This is a genomic window from Bacillus stercoris (assembly GCF_029772985.1).
GTDB classification, from domain to species: domain Bacteria; phylum Bacillota; class Bacilli; order Bacillales; family Bacillaceae; genus Bacillus; species Bacillus stercoris.
This window is the reverse complement of the sequence record NZ_CP121861.1, coordinates 2,472,227-2,492,404: the sequence shown is the minus strand read 5'-3', so window position 1 is coordinate 2,492,404 and position 20,178 is coordinate 2,472,227. Positions and strand designations below refer to the sequence as shown.

Below are 20,178 nucleotides of genomic sequence, written 5' to 3'. Positions count from 1 at the left end.
GAGGGGAAGCGCCAATGCTGAATACAGAAGACATTCTCTGTAAAATGCTTTTTGCACAATTGCAGTCCATAGGTTTTTTCACTGAAAGTAAATCTCAGCCGGTATTGGAGAATTTCTATGGCAGATGGTTCGAAGAAAGCCAATCCATTTTAGAACGGCAGCAATACCTGAAGCGAACGGAGAACGGATATATTCCCACATGCTCAATGGAGAATATAGATGAACTATGGAAGGAATGGAATCAACAAAAATCAAACCTGCTTCAAGATGATAATATGAAAGCCATGGTGACATTGGTGGAGACAGCACTTAAAGCCTTGCCGGAGATTTTGACCGGCAAGGCGTCTGCCACCGATATCCTGTTTCCGGATTCATCTATGGATTTAGTAGAAGGGGTCTATAAAAACAATCAAGTCGCAGACTATTTTAATGAGGTGCTGGCGGATACGTTAACAGCCTATCTGCAGGAACGCCTGAAGCAAGAGCCTGGGGCGAAGATTCGAATATTAGAAATCGGTGCCGGAACCGGCGGGACAAGCGCGGCAGTTTTTCAAAAATTGAAAGCCTGGCAGACACATATAAAAGAATATTGTTATACAGATCTGTCTAAAGCTTTTTTAATGCACGCAGAAAATAAGTACGGCCCGGACAATCCTTATTTGACATATAAACGATTTAATGTCGAGGAGCCGGCGTCTGAACAGCATATTGACGCGGGAGGCTACGACGCAGTTATCGCGGCAAATGTGCTTCATGCCACAAAAAATATCCGGCAGACATTGCGAAATGCAAAAGCAGTTTTGAAAAAGAACGGGCTGCTCCTTTTAAATGAAATAAGTAATCATAATATATATTCGCATTTGACGTTTGGCCTTTTAGAGGGCTGGTGGCTGTATGAGGACCCTGATCTCCGCATACCGGGCTGCCCGGGTTTGTATCCAGACACTTGGAAAATGGTGCTTGAGAGTGAGGGATTTCGCTATGTTTCCTTTATGGCTGAACAATCTCATCAGCTCGGCCAGCAGGTCATTGCCGCTGAAAGTAACGGAGTCGTCCGGCAAAAGAAGAGAACGGAGACGGGGGCAGATCAAAGCCATATACAAATAAATGCTGAAAAAGCTCATTCACAGAAAAGCAATTCTCTCATCGAACAAACGACTCAATTTGTAAAGCATACCTTGGCAAAATCGATCAAACTATCACCAGAACGTATTCATGAAGATACGACATTCGAGAAGTATGGAATTGATTCGATTTTGCAGGTGAATTTTATCCGTGAATTAGAAAAGGTGACGGGGGAGCTTCCAAAAACCATTTTATTTGAACATAACAATACAAAAGAACTCGTCGATTATTTGGTAAAAGGGCATGAAAATAAGCTCCGCACAGCATTGTTAGAGGAAAAAACGCAGCCTGCAAAAAATGAAGCTCCTCTTCAAACAGAGCGTAAATCCCCTAATCAGCCATTTGCTCTTAATACACGCCGCTTTGTTTTAGAGCAGCAAGTCACTGAAACTCAGCTAGCAAATACCGAACCGTCAAAAAAAGAAAAGACAAGTAATTTGCAAGGAACACATGTAAATGATCCTCGTACAGAAGATATCGCAATAATCGGGGTAAGCGGGCGCTATCCGATGTCTAACAGTTTAGAAGAGCTTTGGGGGCATTTAATCGCTGGAGACAATTGTATAACAGAGGCACCGGAATCCAGATGGCGCACATCTTTATTGAAAACATTATCAAAGGATCCAAAAAAGCCGTCGAATAAGAAGCACTATGGCGGATTTTTACAAGATATAGAGGCATTTGACCATCAGCTTTTTGAGGTGGAGCAAAACCGGGTCATGGAAATGACACCGGAACTCCGTTTATGTTTAGAAACCGTCTGGGAAACGTTTGAGGACGGCGGCTATACGCGAACCCGTCTGGATAAATTGCGGGATGATGACGGAGTAGGTGTTTTTATAGGGAATATGTATAACCAGTATTTTTGGAATATCCCATCTTTAGAGCAGGCAGTCCTCAGCTCAAATGGGGGAGACTGGCACATTGCAAATCGGGTTTCCCACTTTTTTAACCTGACCGGACCGAGTATCGCGGTCAGCTCAGCATGCTCCAGTTCATTAAACGCCATACATCTTGCATGTGAAAGCCTGAAATTGAAAAGCTGCTCAATGGCGATTGCTGGAGGTGTCAATTTAACTCTCGATCTCTCTAAATATGATTCTTTGGAGCGTGCCAATCTGCTGGGAAGCGGCAATCAAAGCAAAAGTTTTGGCACAGGAAACGGGCTTATTCCCGGGGAAGGCGTCGGTGCTGTCCTGTTAAAACCGCTATCGAAGGCAATTGAGGATCAGGATCATATTTACGCTGTGATCAAAAGCAGTTTTGCCAACCATAGCGGCGGAAGACAGATGTATACAGCTCCGGACCCGAAGCAGCAAGCGAAATTAATTGCCAAATCAATTCAGCAGTCCGGCATTGATCCAGAGACTATCGGCTATATTGAATCGGCGGCAAATGGCTCGGCACTTGGCGATCCTATTGAAGTAATTGCCTTAACAAACGCGTTTCAGCAATATACAAACAAGAAACAGTTTTGTGCGATAGGCTCTGTCAAATCCAATCTGGGGCATTTAGAGGCGGCTTCAGGCATTTCTCAGCTGACAAAAGTTTTGCTGCAGATGAAGAATGGGACACTGGTGCCGACAATTAATGCGACGCCTGTCAATCCAAATATTAAGCTGGAAAACACGGCTTTCTATCTTCAGGAACAAACAGAGCCATGGCATCGTTTGAATGATCCTGGCACTGGAAAGCAGTTGCCGCGCAGAAGCATGATCAATTCCTTCGGGGCGGGGGGAGCCTATGCCAATCTCATTATAGAAGAATATATAGAAACAGCTGAGAAAAACCATATCGCTTCCCGCCAGCAGGAATTCACTGCCGTTTTTTCAGCCAAAACCAAATGGAGCCTGCTTAGCTACCTTGAAAACATGGAATTGTTTTTAGGGAAGGAAGCGTCTCTGGATATTGAACCCGTTGTACAGGCTTTACACCGGATCAACCACAATTTAGAGCATAGGGCTGCATTTACAGTGACATCGACTCAGGAGCTGATCGAAAAACTAAGGATGTTCCGAACATCAGAAAAAAGCTCACTCCAGCAAGGCATTTATACATCGTTCGATTTACAGCCATGTGCCGAATCAGCAACTAATGATAGAGAAATAAGCGCAGCAGAGCAGTGGGTACAAGGGGGATCGATTGCTTTTCAAGAAGCTACAGGAACAGGCTGGGTTCATCTGCCTCACTATGCCTTTGACCATAATACATCATTTCATTTCGATGTAACGCCGATCAATGAGAATTCGCCAGCTGTTGAAGGCGATATCCATCAGCCGGTCATACAGGATCAATTCACTTATGATGAGCCTTATGTTCAAGGACATATCTTCAACAATGAACGGGTGCTTGTCGGTGCCACTTATGGCAGTCTGGCCATTGAAGCGTTTTTTAACTTGTTCCCTGAGGAAAACAGCGGCCGTATCAGCAAATTGAGCTATATCAATCCAATTGTCATCAAACAAGGCGAGACCATTGAACTGCAGGCAAAGCCGCTGCAAAAAGATCATGTCATAGAACTGCAAATCATGTATCGTGAGCCGGCTTCTCGTTCGTGGAAGCCTGCCGCAATCGGACAATGCGAAATCGGTTCTTTTAAGCCGAAAAAAGTAAATATCGAGAACGTTAAGCATTCATTAACCAAGCTTCATCACATTGATCGGATGTATAAAACCGAAAACGGCCCTGAATGGGGGGCGTTATTTAAGACAATTACTCATCTCTACAGAGATCACAAGTCTATACTGGCAAAAATTCGCCTGCCTCAAAACGGGCTGGCAAACGATCATCACTACACTGTAAGCCCATTGGTGACAAACAGCGCCTACTTGGCCATCCTCAGCTTCTTAGAGCAGTTTGACATGACGGGAGGGTACCTGCCATTTGGAATCAATGATATCCAGTTTACAAAGCAAACGATAAAAGAGGATTGCTGGCTTTTAATTACAATGGTGAAAAATACAGGTGACATGCTTCTGTTTGATGTAGATGTGATCAATGAGTCGTCAGAAACAGTCCTCCACTATTCAGGCTACTCGTTGAAGCAGCTTCGTATTTCGAATCAAGGAGGAATTGAAAATACGGCCATCAAGGACAGCAATCTGAAAGAACGTATCAGAAGCTATGTAATAGATAAACTGTCAGTCAACATGGCCGATCCATCAAAATTGTCTCTTGCAAAAGCGCATATCATGGATTTTGGAATCGATTCTTCTCAGTTGGTTGCACTGACAAGGGAGATGGAGTCAGAGACAAAGATCGAATTAAATCCGACACTGTTTTTTGAATATCCGACTGTTGATGAGCTGACCGAATTTTTTGAAGCCAAACATGAAACATCATTTGTGCGGCTGTTTGGCCAAACTGATCAACAGAAACGCCCAGCTCAATCCGAAATCAAAATGAAGCAGATTCCGGCTTTTGAGATGAAGACAGATAAAACAACCCACAACACAGCTGACGGCATAGCCATTATCGGCATGTCGGGACAGTTTCCGAAAGCAAACAGCGTAACGGAATTTTGGAATAACATGATTCAAGGAAAGAACTGTGTCTCTGAAGTGCCGAAAGAACGCTGGGACTGGCGAAAATATGCCTCAGCCGATAAGGAAGGGCAATCAAGCCTTCAATGGGGCTGTTTTATAGAAGGAATAGGTGAGTTTGATCCCCTGTTTTTTGGCATATCGCCTAACGAAGCGGCGAATATGGATCCACAGGAGTTTCTGCTCTTGATACATGCATGGAAGGCGATGGAAGACGCAGGCTTAACTGGACAGGCCTTATCAAGCCGCCCGACAGGAGTATTTGTCGCAGCCGGCAATACGGATACAACTGTGATTCCTTCCTTAATTCCAAACCGCATATCCTATGCGCTTGATGTAAAAGGGCCAAGTGAATATTATGAAGCTGCCTGTTCCTCAGCTCTAGTGGCTTTGCACAGAGCTATACAATCCATTCGAAACGGCGAATGTGAGCAAGCCATTGTCGGGGCTGTGAATTTGCTGCTTTCACCAAAAGGCTTTATTGGCTTCGACTCAATGGGCTATTTGAGTAAGAAAGGACAGGCCAAATCCTTTCAAGCAGATGCAAATGGCTTTGTCAGAAGTGAAGGAGCAGGAGTTCTCATTATTAAACCTTTGCAAAAAGCCATTGATGATTCTGATCATATTTATTCGGTTATTAAGGGTTCGGGTGTATCGCATGGCGGCAGGGGAATGTCGCTTCACGCGCCAAATCCGGCCGGTATGAAGGATGCAATGAAGAAGGCTTATCAAGGAGCACAAATTGATCCCAAAACGGTGACCTATATAGAAGCGCATGGGATCGCCTCTCCATTGGCAGACGCGATAGAATTGGAGGCGTTAAAGTCAGGATGCAGTCAGATGGAACTTCAGGAAGTACAGGAGGAAGCGCCATGTTATATCAGCAGCTTAAAGCCGAGCATCGGACACGGTGAACTCGTCTCCGGCATGGCTGCTATTATGAAGGTCAGCATGGCGATGAAGCATCAAACAATACCAGGCATATCCGGATTTTCATCTTTGAATGACCAGGTGTCAATAAAGGGCACCCGCTTCCGAGTGACTGCCGAGAACCAGCCATGGGGAGATTTACATGACGATGCAGGCAACAAAATTCCTCGCAGAGCGAGTATCAACAGCTATAGCTTTGGAGGCGTAAATGCGCACGTCATTTTAGAAGAATATATTCCTTTACCAAAACCACCGGTTAGTATGAATGAGCATGATCCCCACATTGTGGTTCTTTCCGCAAAGAATCAGGACAGGCTAAAAGCAGTTGTTCAACAGCAGCTTGACTATGTGAATAAACAACAAGTACTGTCATTACAAGATTATGCTTATACACTCCAAACCGGCCGAGAGGAGATGGGGGACCGCCTGGCACTGGTTGTCCGCAATAAAGAAGAACTGGTAAACGGCCTGCAAGCCTGCTTGGCTGAGAAAAAAGGCGATAAGCCGAAAAACGCTGTACCTGTCTTTAGCGGAAATGAAGAAAATGGCACGTCAGATATCGAAACATTGCTTGATGGACCATTAAGAGAAATGGTGATCGAGTCTTTGTTGTCCGGAAACAACCTTGAAAAGATCGCGTTTTGCTGGACAAAAGGGGTGCAAATCCCGTGGGAGAAGCTTTATAAAGGAAAAGGTGCCCGCAGAATACCTTTGCCAACCTATCCATTTGAAAAGAGAAGCTGCTGGAACGGCTTTCAAGCAGTAGAGAATACGCCTTCTGTTTCACAGGATGAGCATATCAACAACAGCGGCGATCCTCACATATTAGCAAATGTATTAGGGATGGCTCCAGATGAACTGCAGCCTCAAAAGCCATTGCAGCAGTACGGGTTTGATTCGATTTCTTGCATACAGTTATTACAGCAATTGCAATCAAAGGTAAACCCTCACATAGTCTTGACGGAGCTTCAAGCATGTCATACGGTTCAGGACATGACGGACTTGATCACAAAGAAACAGGAGGATACATCCTTGCAAAATGATCACGCTCGCACGTTTCCGGAATTGATACCGTTAAATGACGGGAAGCGGGGGCGTCCTGTCTTTTGGTTCCATGGCGGAGTAGGAGGGGTTGAAATCTATCAGCAATTTGCACAAAAGAGCCAGCGCCCTTTTTACGGCATTCAGGCCAGAGGATTCATGACTGATTATGCTCCTTTGCACGGAATTGAACAAATCGCTTCCTATTATATAGAGATCATTCGATCCATACAGCCTGAAGGCCCTTATGATGTAGGCGGATATTCATTAGGCGGGATGATTGCATATGAAGTCACACGCCAGCTGCAAAGCCAAGGCCTTTCTGTCAAAAGCATGGTGATGATTGACTCCCCATATCGTTCTGAGACAAAAGAGTATGAGGCATCTATGAAAACGTCAATGCTGCAAACAATTAATATGATGCTGGCACCGATTGCGAAACGGGATAAGCTTACTGATGTCCTCATCAGCCGTGAAGAGGTGGACATAAGCTTAGAGGATGAAGAATTCCTGTCTGTGTTGATTGAACTGGCAAAAGAACGAGGGCTAAACAAACCAGAGAAGCAAATACGTTCACAGGCTCAGCAAATGATGAAAACACAGTGCGCCTATGATTTGGAATCGTATACTGTTAAGCCTCTCTCTGACCCTGAGGCGGTAAAATGTTATTATTTCCGCAACAAAAGCAGGTCTTTCTTTGGTGATTTAGACATTTATTTCACTTTATCAAATGAAAAAGAACCGTTTGATCAAGCTGCCTATTGGGAGGAATGGGGGCGGCAAATTCCCCATTTCCATCTGGTAGATGTCGATTCAAGCAACCACTTCATGATATTAACCGAACCGAAAGCATCAGCAGCCATGTTAGAATTTTGCGAAAAACTCTATTCAAATAAGGGAGTAGTAAATGCGAATTTCCTTAAGGCTTTCAGGAAAAAACATGAAGCGAAAAAAGAAGATGAATTGGTGAAGCGCTGAGAAACACAAACGCCCCCTCTTTTGAAGGGGGCGTTTTGAATGTTATTTTGAAAGTGAAACAGGGAGACTTTCTAATCCTCTTAAAAAGACATTTTTTCTCCATTGAATGTCATCAGGCATCGCGAGTTCAATATCAGGAAACCTCTTCAGAAGTGCGTTAAATGCAATGTGGCCTTCCAGCCTGGCAAGAGGCGCTCCTAAGCAGAAATGAATGCCAAAACCGAAAGAAATATGTCTGTTAGGCGACCGATTTATATTTAAAATTTCGGGGTTTTCAAAAAAGTTCGGATCGCGATTGGCAGATCCGATGCCTATAAAAATCATGTCTCCTCTTTTGATCGAATGCCCTTTGTATGTAAAGTCTTCGATGGCCCACCGATTTGCCATCATAACGACAGGTGAGGTGTATCGCAGCAATTCTTCAACCGCTGTAGCAATCATTTCGGGATGCTGCTTGAGCTTCTCACATTCCTTCTTGTGCTGCAGCAATGCGAGGGTGCCGGAGCCGAGTAAGTTTACAGTCGTTTCAAGGCCCGCTACAACGAGCAAGAACAGCATGGAATAAAGCTCTTTTTCGCTTAATTTGCTGCCGTTTTCCTCAGCATGCACAAGTTTGCTGATTAAATCGTCTTTTGGCTTTATCCTTCTGTCATGGATCAGCTTGGCGATATACTCCTTAAATTCACGAAGAGCCTGATTTGTCAGCTCTCTGTTACCTTCAGACGTATCAACCATCGCATTGGTCCAGATTTGAAACTGTGTTCGATCTTCTTTAGGAATTCCCATCAATTCAGATATAACAATAAAAGGCAAAGGGGAAGCGAAGGATTTCATGATATCCGCTTTATTTTCTTTTTCCATTTCATCTAAAAGCTGTTCAGAAATTTGTTCGATGCTGCCGCGCAGATTTTCAATGGTTCGGGGAGTAAATGCTTGATGAACAAGCGATCTCAAGCGGGTATGGTCAGGTGTGTCTTTTGCCAGCATATGATCGGAAACAAAATCGATATCTTCACTAACGTTGAGCATTTTGATTTGTTCTTGGCTCATCACATTTTTCACGTCTCTTGTAATTCGAGTGTCTTTTAAAAAGGCCATACAATCATCGTATCGGGTTATTAGCCAAGCCGGATATGTGCCTCCGAACCGTTTTAATTCAAATCGGTGAATGGGATCTTCCTCTCTAAATCGTCCTAAAGCTGAAAAAGGGTTATCATGAAACTCTTTACCATGCGGATGAAACATCAATTTTTCCATTTGCATTCTCCTCGCCTAATAGGGTAAATAGATGAATCAAATTGCTGAACTCGTATACAAAAAACAGAATGATTTGAAATGTAATCCTGTCTCTAAAACTATATATCTATTATAGGCGTCATTCAATAGGATGAAGAACGAAAAAGCAAAAAAAGGGCTTGATGTAAAGCAGCGCCTTTGAGCGAATGCTCTAAGGCGCTAAGCTGCATTATTTCGATGAAAGTGAGAATCAGCTGTGCTGGATATCAATTGTATATACTGCACGATCTGTTACGACCTTCAATCCTTCGTTTTCTTGGTGAATATGAATATCACCTAATAAAGGAATCTCATAGGCATTTTGCGGAAGCGGCACGTTTCCGTCCTCAGTGAAGGTTGTTCCTTCACCTTCTAAAACGAGCTCTTCTTTCGCTACATAGTCATCAGGGTGACTCGTGCTTCGTATAGCCACTTTTTGAAGGTGGAGAACAATCTGATCCAAGTCTGATATCTCTTCATCATGGGTCAATTCACCTTTTCTAATATCAAGTGTCTGGCCGACTTTTGATTCCAGCCATTGGGAAAGCTGTGTATTCGTGTGTGCCATCAATATTCCTCCTTTTGATCTACACGATACTATTCCCAATTGCTGCATCTTTTACACGGAAAAGAGCCGCCTCACCCCTTATGTATGAAACAATTCGCTGTTCAAAGCCTTGATATAACGTATGGCAGAACACTGGACAGCTTCGCCGGCATTTTCTTTGACAACTTTAGAAAAAGCATTGTAAAGCCGGTTGAATTGAAGCGGTTTCACTTTGGCTGCTATTTCTTCAACTTTGGATGCGGGAAGGGGAATGAGATTTGGGTAGCTGTACATAAAGCTGACCCAGTTTTGATCCGCCGTAACCGTAATGATATCTCCAGTCAATAGACATCCTTTCCCTTTATTGCCGTTGCTCCAATGAAGAACAGCACCGCCTTTAAAATGTCCGCCCAGTCGGTAAAGGTCCAGCCCCGGCTTCATGCTGAGCGTTTCCCCTGACCAGAAGTGAATGTGATTGCTTGGTCTTGTCACCCATTTTTTGTCATCTTCATGGATATAGATCGGGGCCTGAAATGCTTCAGCCCACTCAACCTGAGTAGAGTAATAATGTGGATGAGACAAAGCGATGGCTTGAATACCGCCTAATTCGTTGATTTGGTCAATTGTCCTTTGGTCAAGATATGAAATGCAATCCCACAGCACATTAAAGCCCTTATGCTGGATCAGATGGGCTGTTTGTCCAATCGCAAACGCTGGTTCAGTTTTGATGCTGTAAAGATGGTCTTCTTCCTTTTTGAGAATGTTTTGAAGGTTTTCTTTCTCACGCATGTCTTCAAGAGTTGTCCAAGTTTGTCCATCAGGATGAATATACTGTCTTTCATCTTCACAAATCAGACACGAGTTGGGCGGATCTACAGTCTGTGCATGCTGCACACCGCATGTGTTGCAGATATAATATGGCACTTTCTTCACTTCCTTCATCCATTTCCCATTATTTTACCTTATGATTATGAATATTCAAACAAAAATCCGGCAGTTCTGCTGAGAGAAAATTGCCGGATTTTTGATGCTGTTTATTGGCCGGGAACAGAATTTTCCGCGTTGACAGCGCCCGCTCCGTACACATTCGGATCTTCATCTTTCCATTTGTCCGTGCCGTTTTTCAAAAGCTCTTTCACTTCATCGGGTGAAAGATCGGGGTTTTGCTGAAGAATTAAAGCTGCGATTCCTGCGCAAATTGGTGTTGCCATCGAGGTTCCTGACATTGTGAAGTACTGAGATCCTACACGGCTTGACTTTTGAAGCTTATCAATATAGGAATTCGGAGAGCGAAGGGAAATAATATTAACACCCGGCGCTAAAATATCGGGCTTTTCTTTCCCGTATACTGTCGGACCGCGGCTTGAGAAGGAAGCGACCGTATCATCATCGCTGCTTGCAGTATCGTTATCGTCAAGCGCACCTACTGTAATCACCTTTTCGCTCACGCCCGGGCTTGCAATGGTCTGCGAATCAGGGCCTGAGTTTCCGGCAGCGACACAGACGACAATCCCTGCGTTCCACGCTTCTTCAACCGCTCTGACTAACGGATCTTCCTGTTCATTATCATATCTAAGGGCATCGCCCCCGAGCGACATACTCATAATATCAATCGGCTCATCAGGGTTGTCCTCATTGTATTGAATACACCACTCGACACCCTCTATAATATCTGCTAACGTTCCTGAACCCTGCTTGTTTAATACCTTTACGCCGATGAGATTGGCTTCCGGTGCAGGTCCGCGGTATTTTCCGGAAGAGGATGCGCCGCTGCTTGCGATATCACCTGCACAATGTGTGCCATGACCATTATCATCGTATGGCTCTGTTTTTTGATTGACCATGTCCGCGAACCCGATAATCCTGCCTTCTAAATCAGGATGCGGGTAGATTCCTGTATCGACAACAGCGACAGTAACGCCTTTTCCTGTCAGGGTTTGCCCGTTTCGGACGACTTCCCTCGCATGGCTTGCTTCAGTTGCCGTGTCTAAAAGCGCTTTGACTTCGCGGTTTAAATACACTTTACGGATATTGCTGCATTCAGAAAGAAGAGAATGTAATGCTGAGGGGGTAACCTCCGCACTGCAGCAGTTGATTTTGTTGAAGCGGGTTTTTAGCTTACTGCGTTTTTCTTTTTGCAGTACCTCCCCAGCCATTTGAATGCCGGTCTCGTGACAGCCTTCCTCAAATTCAATAATGACTGACATTCTTTTTCTGTTTTTCAATTTGGTTTCGAAAAAATTATGCAAGAAGCAAGGAGTCCATTTGAATGGCTTGTAAAGCTGCAATACGGTTTCCCGTAACGGCCAATCTAGCTTATGAGCATTTGCTCTCACCATTTGTACCATAGAGTACCCAAACATGTATTTTCCTCCTATTATAAGGTTCTCTGTATACTCTATGAACAGATGATAGGTTTGGTAAGTTTGTTTGTCCTTTATAAGAGGCGGATAAGAGTTTGTTTTTATGAATCTTTCGTATTAGATACGATGGATGAGAGGTTGAGGAAATCATTGGGGATTGAAAAGGAACATTTGTTCTTATTATAATGTGGTCATATCAAACTGGAAGGGGAGAGCGGCTGTATGAATTTCTACTTACATCGATCTTTGGAAAGCCAAATGCCAATCAGCATTATATATATGAAGAAAGACGGAACAATTAGTAAAAGAACGATTATTGTAAGGCAGAAAAGCAAAACGAAAATCAAAGCATTTTGTTTTTCGAAACAACAGATCAGAACATTTTTATTGGACTCTATCCTCTCCTGTGACTTTGTGAGAACAAATAAGAAAAATCTTTATTTTGCAGGCCAGTAACAGGCGTTCGTCTAAGCAAACGGACAGCCTGTTACGAAAACCCTCCTTAAACCTATATACATTTATTTGCCAAGTGAGGTTGTTCCTACCTTTTTTGGCTTTCCTCTCAACCTTTTTTCACTCTTATTTGAAATGAACCGCTAATAACCGTGACAATCAATTGATTTTTTGAAACCGGGAACTTTTTCACTGATGATATCGTGTATACAATGGTAAGATAAAACCTATTGGCTAAACCTCATATAATGAACCGTGCCATTCTTATGAAAGGAGTTAAACATGAGAAGATTTTTACTAAATGTCATATTAGTCTTAGCCATTGTCTTGTTCTTGAGATATGTTCATTACTCATTAGAACCTGAACCATCAAATCAGCCAGATACATATTCAAATTTCAGCAGCTTGGCAGAGAATGAGAGTCCAGCCGATTACGATATTTCATATAATGAGAAAAAAGGAAGCAAAGTCTTAATTATGTCTCCGCATGGCGGTAGAATTGAAGGCGGAGTAAGTGAGCTTGTTCGGTATTTCAATCATGAATACTCTACATACCTGTTTGAAGGGCTGAAGTCCCATGATAACCAAACGCTGCATATTACAAGCACCAATTTTGATGAGCCATTAGCTAAAAAGAAAATCAAGGAGCATCAATATGTGGTGGCTTTTCACGGATATAAAGGGGAGAACAAAAATACCCTTGTAGGGGGAACGGATCGAAAGCGGGCAAAAATGATTGTGAGAGCTCTTGAGCGGAGAGGTTTTTCCGCTGAGTTAGCGTCGTCTAAAAGCGGTCTCGCTGGATTGAATGCCGAAAACATTAACAACCAAGGAGAAACGGGGCTAAGTATACAGCTGGAAATCAGCCGCGAGCAGAGAGAAGCATTTTTTGATGATTTTTATTATAAAAATAGAAAATACACAAAGAACAGTGAATTTTATGCTTTTGTCAGTGCGATCAAAGGTGTCCTGGAAAAAGAGTATTCGTAACAAGCAGATCAAGAGACAAAATACGAGAAGATCAGTAGACTGAAATAGGATGAAAAAGGAGGCAAAACAATGGCAGATCATCATTTTTATTTAAAAGCGAACTGGCCGGGTAAACGCAATGATGTCGGTACGATTGAAAGCGGTAACCTGATCACATCGATTTCCATCCCTAAAGAAATGGATGGGCCGGGAGAAGGGACCAACCCTGATGAAATGCTTCTCGGTGCGGCAGCGACCTGTTACATTATTATACTTGCAGCGATGATGGAAAGAAGCGGTCTGGAAAAAGAAGACTTGCAGATGGAGTCAGAAGGTATTGTCGACGTCACAAAAGGAGTCTTTACATACAAAAAGATCATTCACCGTCCCTCTGTTGTGCTTAAACATGATGCTTCACAAGACGACATCGCATTGGCGCACAAGCTTTGTGAAAAAGCGGAGTCGTCATGCATGATTTCGCGCGCGATTCAAGGGAATGTTGAGCTGCAGCTTAAAGCCTCTGTAAAAGCGGGGGGAGAATAATGAAAACAGACGGTTACTCACAGACCGTCTGTTTTTTATCTTCAGCGTGGGCTTTCGACTGATTTAGCACGACCACGCCCGCAATGACAAGCGTGAGACCGGATATTCCCTTTAAACTGATGGTTTCGCCAAAAAGCAAAAAACCGACAATGGCTGTAAGCGCGGTACCAACGCCCGACCATGTTGCATACGCGCTTGATAAGTCAATTGTTTTTAAAGAAAAGCTTAGAAAAGTAAAAGCGGAAAGAAATCCGACTACGACTCCGGCAATGGGCCAGGCCTGTGTAAATCCTTCTGAAAGCTTCAGCATGGTGCTTCCAAACACTTCAGATAAAATGGCGAGAGCCAAATAAAGCAATCCTTTCATCATCCTCACTCCTTTACTGCCAGTTAAGTAACACGACCCCTGATATTAATAAAAGAATCCCGAAAAGCCCTTTCGCATTCAGTTCTTCCTTGAACCATTTCACTCCGATTATTGTCGTCAGCACCGTTCCCGCCCCGCTCCAAGTCGCATAGGAGAGGCTTAGGGGAATATGGTTTAACGTCAGTGACAGCATATAAAAGGCGAGGGAATAGCCAATGACGACCAAGGCACTCGGCTTCCACTTTTTGAAGCCATCAGATACTTTCAGCATGGCTGCCCCTATCGATTCCGAACATATGGCAATCGTGAGGAATATATATCCTATTAACATCTTAAATTCTCCTCACTATATTTTTAGATTAGAAAAGAGCTTCAGCTAGAAAAATATTAGTGTATGCCTATGTATGAGTCAAGAGATTCATTTTTACACGCTTAAAAAGACCCCTTTTTAAGGGGTCTTTTGCGATTAATAATAATAAGGGAACGGGGCATACGGATAATAGGGGTATCCGCCATACAAATAAGGATTAAATAAAGCGCTTCCTATAAGCCCGCCTGCAAGGCCGCCGATAAACGGACCTCCAAAAAATCCGAATGGCCGGCCAAACCCAAATCCATAGCCAAATCCGGGTCTTCCAAACCCGTAACCGAATCCGAAAGGTCTTCCAAATCCAAATGGTCTCCCGAATCCAAAAGGTCTTCCAAATATTCTTGTATCTTCAGGACTGAAATTCTCTAACTCGTTCATGTTTTCTTTCCTCCTGTAATAAAGTGTAGATGATGCAGTGTATTCAGCCTGCCCGGATGTGATTGGGCGAATTAAGGAAAAAAGAGGATGTGAACACATTGGGCCTGTATCAGTCTGACTGGTCGAAAACACCGCCCCACGCACATGCTTATCATGTCAAAACATCGAGGGAACAGGGCCATTATCATCTGATTGAAGGGTTTACTCAGCCCGCAAACGGATCAAATACCGATCAGCACACACATTACTATACAGGGATCACTTCATTTGAAAACGGCCATTTTCATCGGTATTACGGAATCTCAGGACCGGCGATTCCTTTAGCAGATGGCACACATTATCATGAAATCGAAGAAACGACGTATCTGGCCTATAACAAGCCGGTTGAGATCCAGTACGGAGGGGTTGTTTATGCTCCCGGAGATGACGAAAGAAAAACACACCGTCATACCCTGAAAGGACAGACGAGAGAAATTGTCGGCAATGAGCCGATCGGCTGGTAGAAGGATGTTTACCGATGCAAAAAAAGGGCAAAATGGATAGGTGGTTGTCCATGTTGAATGCTATAATGGGGGGAGATTTATAAAAGAGAGTGATACATATTGAATAATACGAAGCAGCCCGTTGTCATTTTAGTCGGACCGACGGCAGTGGGGAAAACCAATTTAAGTATTCAGCTAGCCAAATCTTTAAACGCGGAAATTATCAGCGGAGATTCAATGCAGATTTATAAAGGGATGGATATTGGAACAGCTAAAATTACCGAACAGGAGATGGAGGGAGTGCCCCATCATCTGATTGACATTTTAGATCCCCAAGACTCTTTCTCTACTGCCGATTATCAAAGCTTAGTAAGAAATAAAATCAGCGAGATTGCAAATAGAGGAAAGCTTCCGATGATTGTCGGCGGTACAGGGCTTTATATACAATCTGTGCTTTACGATTATACATTTACGGAAGAGGCAAATGATCCCGTGTTTCGAGAGAGCATGCAAATGGCCGCTGAGCGGGAAGGCGCTGACTTTCTTCATGCCAAACTTGCTGCAGCAGATCCCGAGGCAGCAGCTGCGATTCATCCGAATAATACAAGAAGAGTCATTCGCGCACTGGAAATTTTACATACGTCCGGAAAAACGATGTCCCAGCATTTGAAGGAACAAAAACGAGAACTTCTGTACAATGCAGTGTTAATTGGCTTGACAATGGATAGAGACACGCTTTACGAAAGAATTAATCAGCGGGTCGATTTGATGATGCAGTCAGGCCTTCTTCCGGAAGTGAAACGCTTATACGACAAGAACGTGAGAGACTGTCAATCAATACAGGCGATAGGCTATAAAGAGCTGTATGCATATTTTGACGGTTTTGTGACACTTTCCGATGCTGTCGAACAGCTAAAGCAGAACTCGAGGCGGTATGCGAAACGCCAGCTGACGTGGTTTCGCAACAAAATGCAGGTCACATGGTTCGATATGACACCGCCTGTTGATATGGAGCTGAAAAAAAAGGAAATTTTCACACATATAGCAGGAAAACTCGAACTTTAATCGAAACTGTATGATATAGAGAATCAAGGAGGACGAAACATGAAACCGATTAATATTCAGGATCAGTTTTTGAATCAAATCCGGAAAGAAAATACGTATGTCACTGTTTTTTTGCTGAACGGCTTTCAGTTGCGGGGCCAGGTGAAAGGCTTTGATAACTTTACCGTATTGTTGGAATCGGAAGGTAAGCAGCAGCTTATATATAAACATGCGATCTCAACGTTTGCGCCGCAAAAAAACGTCCAGCTTGAACTCGAATAGATCAAAAAATGCCATGTCAAGACATGAGGAAAGGCTGCCGGGGGTTCCCGGCGGCCATTTTTAACATGAATCCACTTTTGCTCCAAGCTTTTTGTGTAAGCTGACCATGCCAAGGCACGGTCTTTTTTTATGAGAACAACATACGGAAGTAAAAATGGTATATTATGTATAAAATGAATTTGGGGGTGATCGACCTTGTTTGAAAGTGAAGCAGAACTGAGACGAATCAGGATTGCACTTGTATGGATAGCTGTCTTTTTACTGTTCGGGGCGTGCGGGAATCAAGATACCATCATTGAAACAGACAGCGGCAATTCAGACTATGAAACGCCTCAGCCAACCTCGTTTCCGCTTGAACATAATCATTTTGGCGTGATGGAGGACGGCTATATCAAAATTTATGAGTATAATGAGTCCCGCAATGAGGTAAAGCTGAAGAAAGAATACGCGGATGACGAGCTTGAATAAAATTCACAAGCATTCGAATTTACAAAGCGGATGCCAGCCGCTAAACTAAATACAGACACAGATCAAACAGAGGGTGAAAAAATGAAGCATAAAGTGATCGTGAATCATTGGGAAGAAATTTGCGAAGATGATTCTTGCTATGAATACGGAACAAGTATCATTGTGAACGGAAAAGAATTAATCAGAGAAGCGTCAATTATCACTGCTTTGAAGGCGGTTTTAGAAGAGATCGGCGCGGATGTTGAAATAGAAGAAACAGTAGAGAGCGAAAAATGCTGTGATAGCTTAAGAAAAAAAAATCTAGACTACTAAGCAGTTTTTTTTCATGTTATGATAAACATCGGCTAAAAAACGACACCCCGAGTAGGACGAGAGATGATTCTCGTTCTGCTCTCTTTTTTGGGCCCTAATGAGTCTGTCTATTTGCCTGATTTGATCAAAATATGAATTTTTCATAAAAACGAATCTATATATTGTGTTTTTACTAGAGGGTAGTATACTATATATAGTGTTAGTGATGAGAGATTCATATTTTTTGATAGGTCGTGATAAAACGTGGTACAAATCATATTTGATTCGAAAACAGGGAATGTTCAGCGGTTTGTGAATAAAATAGGCTTTCAGCAGATACGCAAGGTGGACGAAATAGACCACGTGGACACTCCGTTTGTTTTGGTCACCTACACGACAAACTTCGGTCAGGTACCGGCATCAACACAATCATTTCTCGAAAAATACGCCCATCTCTTATTAGGAGTCGCTGCGAGCGGCAATAAAGTATGGGGCGATAACTTTGCAAAAAGCGCCGATACCATTTCTAGACAATATCAGGTGCCGATCTTGCACAAATTTGAACTCAGCGGCACATCTAAAGACGTTGAATTGTTTACTCAGGAGGTAGAAAGAGTTGTCACAAAATCAAGTGCCAAAATGGATCCAGTTAAATAACGAAATCATGATCCAAAAAGATGGAAAATTCCAGTTTGATAAGGATAAAGAGGCTGTACATAGCTATTTTGTAGACTATATCAATCAAAACACAGTTTTCTTTCACGATTTAAAAGAGAAGCTGGATTATTTGATTGAAAACCAATACTACGAAGAGGAATTCTTAAGCCTTTATTCTTTTGAAGACATTAAAGAAGTGTTTAAGACAGCTTACGCTAAGAAGTTTCGTTTTCCTTCCTTCATGAGTGCGTTTAAATTCTATAATGACTATGCTTTGAAAACGAATGACAAGAAAAAAATCCTCGAGCGTTATGAGGACCGGATCTCAATTGTTGCGCTGTTCTTCGCCAACGGCGACACTGAGAAAGCAAAAGAATATGTGAACCTGATGATCAATCAGGAATATCAGCCGAGCACACCGACATTTTTGAATGCCGGCAGAAAACGCCGCGGAGAACTTGTCAGCTGCTTCTTGCTGGAAGTCAATGATTCCTTAAACGATATCTCAAGAGCGATCGATATCTCCATGCAGCTTTCTAAGCTGGGCGGCGGGGTTTCTCTTAACCTGTCCAAGCTCCGTGCGAAAGGTGAAGCCATTAAAGATGTTGAAAATGCGACAAAAGGCGTTGTAGGCGTCATGAAGCTTCTTGATAACGCGTTCCGTTACGCTGACCAAATGGGGCAAAGACAAGGGTCCGGCGCGGCGTACTTAAACATTTTCCACCGCGATATCAATGATTTTCTTGATACGAAAAAGATTTCTGCGGATGAAGATGTGCGTGTCAAAACGCTTTCTATCGGTGTTGTCATTCCGGATAAGTTCGTTGAGCTTGCACGTGAGGACAAAGCGGCTTATGTATTCTATCCGCACACGATTTATAAAGAGTACGGCCAGCACATGGATGAGATGGACATGAACGAAATGTACGACAAATTTGTCGACAACCCTCGGGTCAAAAAGGAAAAAATCAACCCGCGGAAACTGCTTGAAAAACTGGCGATGCTTCGTTCTGAATCAGGCTATCCATACATCATGTTCCAAGATAACGTGAACAAAGTGCATGCGAATAACCATATTTCCAAGGTGAAATTTTCTAACCTTTGCTCTGAAGTGCTGCAGGCATCTCAAGTTTCTTCATACACAGACTATGATGAAGAAGATGAAATCGGTTTGGATATTTCCTGTAACCTAGGCTCACTTAACATCCTCAACGTTATGGAGCATAAGTCAATCGAAAAAACAGTCAAGCTTGCGACAGACTCTTTAACACATGTGTCTGAAACGACTGACATCCGTAATGCGCCTGCTGTAAGACGGGCAAACAAAGCGATGAAATCAATCGGTCTAGGCGCTATGAACCTTCACGGCTACCTTGCGCAAAACGGTATTGCATATGAAAGCCCGGAAGCGCGTGACTTTGCAAACACGTTCTTTATGATGGTGAACTTCTACTCCATCCAGCGTTCTGCGGAAATTGCAAAAGAGAAAGGCGAAACGTTTGATCAATATGAAGGCTCAACCTATGCAACGGGTGAATACTTCGACAAATACGTTTCCGCTGATTTCTCGCCGAAATACGAAAAAATCGCCAATCTGTTTGAAGGGATGCATATCCCGACGACAGAGGATTGGAAACAGCTAAAAGCATTTGTCGCTGAACACGGTATGTATCACAGCTACAGATTATGCATTGCGCCGACAGGCTCTATCTCATACGTGCAATCAAGTACGGCGTCTGTTATGCCGATTATGGAACGAATTGAAGAAAGAACATACGGCAACTCAAAAACGTATTACCCAATGCCTGGGCTTGCATCTAATAACTGGTTCTTCTATAAAGAAGCCTACGATATGGACATGTTCAAGGTTGTGGATATGATCGCGACTATCCAACAGCACATTGATCAGGGCATCAGCTTCACATTGTTCTTAAAAGACACAATGACGACCCGTGATTTAAACCGAATCGATCTGTATGCACATCATAGAGGAATTAAAACCATTTACTATGCAAGAACGAAAGATACTGGGCAAGACAGCTGCCTTTCTTGTGTTGTTTGATTAAAGGAGAG

General features: G+C 43.1%; 18 protein-coding genes. 11 read left to right on the top strand and 7 right to left on the bottom strand.

All coding sequences use genetic code 11. From position 1 onward, the window contains the following. The first annotated feature begins 14 nt into the window (after positions 1 to 14). A complete protein-coding gene (locus QA442_RS13260) occupies positions 15 to 7,616 on the top strand; it encodes a beta-ketoacyl synthase N-terminal-like domain-containing protein (RefSeq protein ID WP_279473168.1) in 7,602 nt (2,533 codons plus the stop codon). A 42-nt stretch (positions 7,617 to 7,658) separates the two neighbouring features. On the opposite strand, the gene QA442_RS13255 is transcribed toward QA442_RS13260, so the two are convergent. The 4 genes from QA442_RS13255 to aprX all read right to left on the bottom strand — a co-directional run bounded on the left by QA442_RS13255 (position 7,659) and on the right by aprX (position 11,801). Further along, positions 7,659 to 8,873, bottom strand: a complete 1,215-nt coding sequence (locus QA442_RS13255; protein WP_279473167.1) for a cytochrome P450 family protein — start codon at positions 8,871 to 8,873, stop codon at positions 7,659 to 7,661. A 229-nt stretch (positions 8,874 to 9,102) separates the two neighbouring features. After that, the gene (gene ymzB, locus QA442_RS13250) at positions 9,103 to 9,459 is read right to left on the bottom strand and encodes a protein YmzB (RefSeq protein ID WP_014664051.1); all 357 of its coding nucleotides are present in this window, start codon (positions 9,457 to 9,459) and stop codon (positions 9,103 to 9,105) included. A gap of 78 nt (positions 9,460 to 9,537) precedes the next feature. Beyond that, a complete protein-coding gene (locus QA442_RS13245; protein ID WP_095432814.1) occupies positions 9,538 to 10,362 on the bottom strand; it encodes an MBL fold metallo-hydrolase in 825 nt (274 codons plus the stop codon). A 110-nt stretch (positions 10,363 to 10,472) separates the two neighbouring features. Next, positions 10,473 to 11,801, bottom strand: a complete 1,329-nt coding sequence (gene aprX / locus QA442_RS13240) for a serine protease AprX (RefSeq protein WP_095432815.1) — start codon at positions 11,799 to 11,801, stop codon at positions 10,473 to 10,475. 222 nt (positions 11,802 to 12,023) lie between these two features. Here aprX and QA442_RS13235 point away from each other — a divergent pair, with 222 nt between their 5' ends. From QA442_RS13235 to QA442_RS13225, 3 genes are all read left to right on the top strand, one after another. After that, entirely contained in the window at positions 12,024 to 12,257 is a 234-nt protein-coding gene (locus tag QA442_RS13235; RefSeq protein ID WP_014664054.1) for a hypothetical protein, read from the top strand. Positions 12,258 to 12,536: 279 nt separating this feature from the next. Further along, on the top strand, positions 12,537 to 13,244 hold the full coding sequence (locus QA442_RS13230) for a poly-gamma-glutamate hydrolase family protein (RefSeq protein ID WP_071582075.1): 708 nt from the start codon (positions 12,537 to 12,539) through the stop codon (positions 13,242 to 13,244). 69 nt (positions 13,245 to 13,313) lie between these two features. Continuing rightward, positions 13,314 to 13,766 carry an OsmC family protein gene (locus QA442_RS13225; RefSeq protein ID WP_279473166.1) on the top strand — a complete coding sequence of 151 codons (453 nt, stop codon included), beginning with the start codon at positions 13,314 to 13,316 and terminating at the stop codon, positions 13,764 to 13,766. A 13-nt stretch (positions 13,767 to 13,779) separates the two neighbouring features. On the opposite strand, the gene ebrB is transcribed toward QA442_RS13225, so the two are convergent. The 3 genes from ebrB to QA442_RS13210 all read right to left on the bottom strand — a co-directional run bounded on the left by ebrB (position 13,780) and on the right by QA442_RS13210 (position 14,881). After that, entirely contained in the window at positions 13,780 to 14,133 is a 354-nt protein-coding gene (gene ebrB / locus QA442_RS13220) for a multidrug efflux SMR transporter subunit EbrB (RefSeq protein WP_095432817.1), read from the bottom strand. A gap of 13 nt (positions 14,134 to 14,146) precedes the next feature. Further along, complete coding sequence (gene ebrA, locus QA442_RS13215; RefSeq protein WP_095432818.1) at positions 14,147 to 14,464, bottom strand: multidrug efflux SMR transporter subunit EbrA; 318 nt, start codon at positions 14,462 to 14,464, stop codon at positions 14,147 to 14,149. A gap of 135 nt (positions 14,465 to 14,599) precedes the next feature. Next, positions 14,600 to 14,881: a hypothetical protein gene (locus QA442_RS13210; protein ID WP_014664059.1), complete on the bottom strand. Its 282-nt coding sequence runs from the start codon at positions 14,879 to 14,881 to the stop codon at positions 14,600 to 14,602. 89 nt (positions 14,882 to 14,970) lie between these two features. Here QA442_RS13210 and QA442_RS13205 point away from each other — a divergent pair, with 89 nt between their 5' ends. The 7 genes from QA442_RS13205 (at position 14,971) to nrdE (ending at position 20,167) form a co-directional block, all read left to right on the top strand. Next, complete coding sequence (locus QA442_RS13205; RefSeq protein WP_095432819.1) at positions 14,971 to 15,384, top strand: YmaF family protein; 414 nt, start codon at positions 14,971 to 14,973, stop codon at positions 15,382 to 15,384. 99 nt (positions 15,385 to 15,483) lie between these two features. Beyond that, positions 15,484 to 16,428, top strand: coding sequence for a tRNA (adenosine(37)-N6)-dimethylallyltransferase MiaA (gene miaA / locus QA442_RS13200; protein ID WP_003245569.1), 945 nt, complete (start codon positions 15,484 to 15,486; stop codon positions 16,426 to 16,428). A gap of 39 nt (positions 16,429 to 16,467) precedes the next feature. After that, a complete protein-coding gene (hfq, locus tag QA442_RS13195) occupies positions 16,468 to 16,689 on the top strand; it encodes an RNA chaperone Hfq (protein WP_003221097.1) in 222 nt (73 codons plus the stop codon). 195 nt (positions 16,690 to 16,884) lie between these two features. Next, positions 16,885 to 17,157, top strand: coding sequence for a YmzC family protein (locus QA442_RS13190; RefSeq protein ID WP_014479841.1), 273 nt, complete (start codon positions 16,885 to 16,887; stop codon positions 17,155 to 17,157). Between the two features lie 81 nt (positions 17,158 to 17,238). After that, positions 17,239 to 17,469, top strand: a complete 231-nt coding sequence (locus QA442_RS13185) for a hypothetical protein (RefSeq protein WP_003245262.1) — start codon at positions 17,239 to 17,241, stop codon at positions 17,467 to 17,469. Positions 17,470 to 17,712: 243 nt separating this feature from the next. After that, positions 17,713 to 18,105, top strand: coding sequence for a class Ib ribonucleoside-diphosphate reductase assembly flavoprotein NrdI (nrdI, locus tag QA442_RS13180; protein WP_040083097.1), 393 nt, complete (start codon positions 17,713 to 17,715; stop codon positions 18,103 to 18,105). Continuing rightward, positions 18,065 to 20,167, top strand: a complete 2,103-nt coding sequence (gene nrdE / locus QA442_RS13175) for a class 1b ribonucleoside-diphosphate reductase subunit alpha (RefSeq protein ID WP_095432820.1) — start codon at positions 18,065 to 18,067, stop codon at positions 20,165 to 20,167. The genes nrdI and nrdE overlap by 41 nt, the downstream gene beginning before the upstream one ends. Positions 20,168 to 20,178: the final 11 nt, after the last annotated feature.

Bases quoted from the DNA above. Each gene is read 5' to 3' on its own strand.
- QA442_RS13255 (WP_279473167.1), bottom strand. From the start codon at position 8,873: ATGGAAAAATTGATGTTTCATCCGCATGGTAAAGAGTTTCATGATAAC.
- QA442_RS13225 (WP_279473166.1), top strand. From the start codon at position 13,314: ATGGCAGATCATCATTTTTATTTAAAAGCGAACTGGCCGGGTAAACGC.
- ebrB (WP_095432817.1), bottom strand. From the start codon at position 14,133: ATGAAAGGATTGCTTTATTTGGCTCTCGCCATTTTATCTGAAGTGTTT.
- QA442_RS13210 (WP_014664059.1), bottom strand. From the start codon at position 14,881: ATGAACGAGTTAGAGAATTTCAGTCCTGAAGATACAAGAATATTTGGA.
- QA442_RS13260 (WP_279473168.1), top strand. From the start codon at position 15: ATGCTGAATACAGAAGACATTCTCTGTAAAATGCTTTTTGCACAATTG.
- QA442_RS13235 (WP_014664054.1), top strand. From the start codon at position 12,024: ATGAATTTCTACTTACATCGATCTTTGGAAAGCCAAATGCCAATCAGC.
- hfq (WP_003221097.1), top strand. From the start codon at position 16,468: ATGAAACCGATTAATATTCAGGATCAGTTTTTGAATCAAATCCGGAAA.
- aprX (WP_095432815.1), bottom strand. From the start codon at position 11,801: ATGTTTGGGTACTCTATGGTACAAATGGTGAGAGCAAATGCTCATAAG.
- ebrA (WP_095432818.1), bottom strand. From the start codon at position 14,464: ATGTTAATAGGATATATATTCCTCACGATTGCCATATGTTCGGAATCG.
- QA442_RS13230 (WP_071582075.1), top strand. From the start codon at position 12,537: ATGAGAAGATTTTTACTAAATGTCATATTAGTCTTAGCCATTGTCTTG.
- ymzB (WP_014664051.1), bottom strand. From the start codon at position 9,459: ATGGCACACACGAATACACAGCTTTCCCAATGGCTGGAATCAAAAGTC.
- QA442_RS13185 (WP_003245262.1), top strand. From the start codon at position 17,239: ATGAAGCATAAAGTGATCGTGAATCATTGGGAAGAAATTTGCGAAGAT.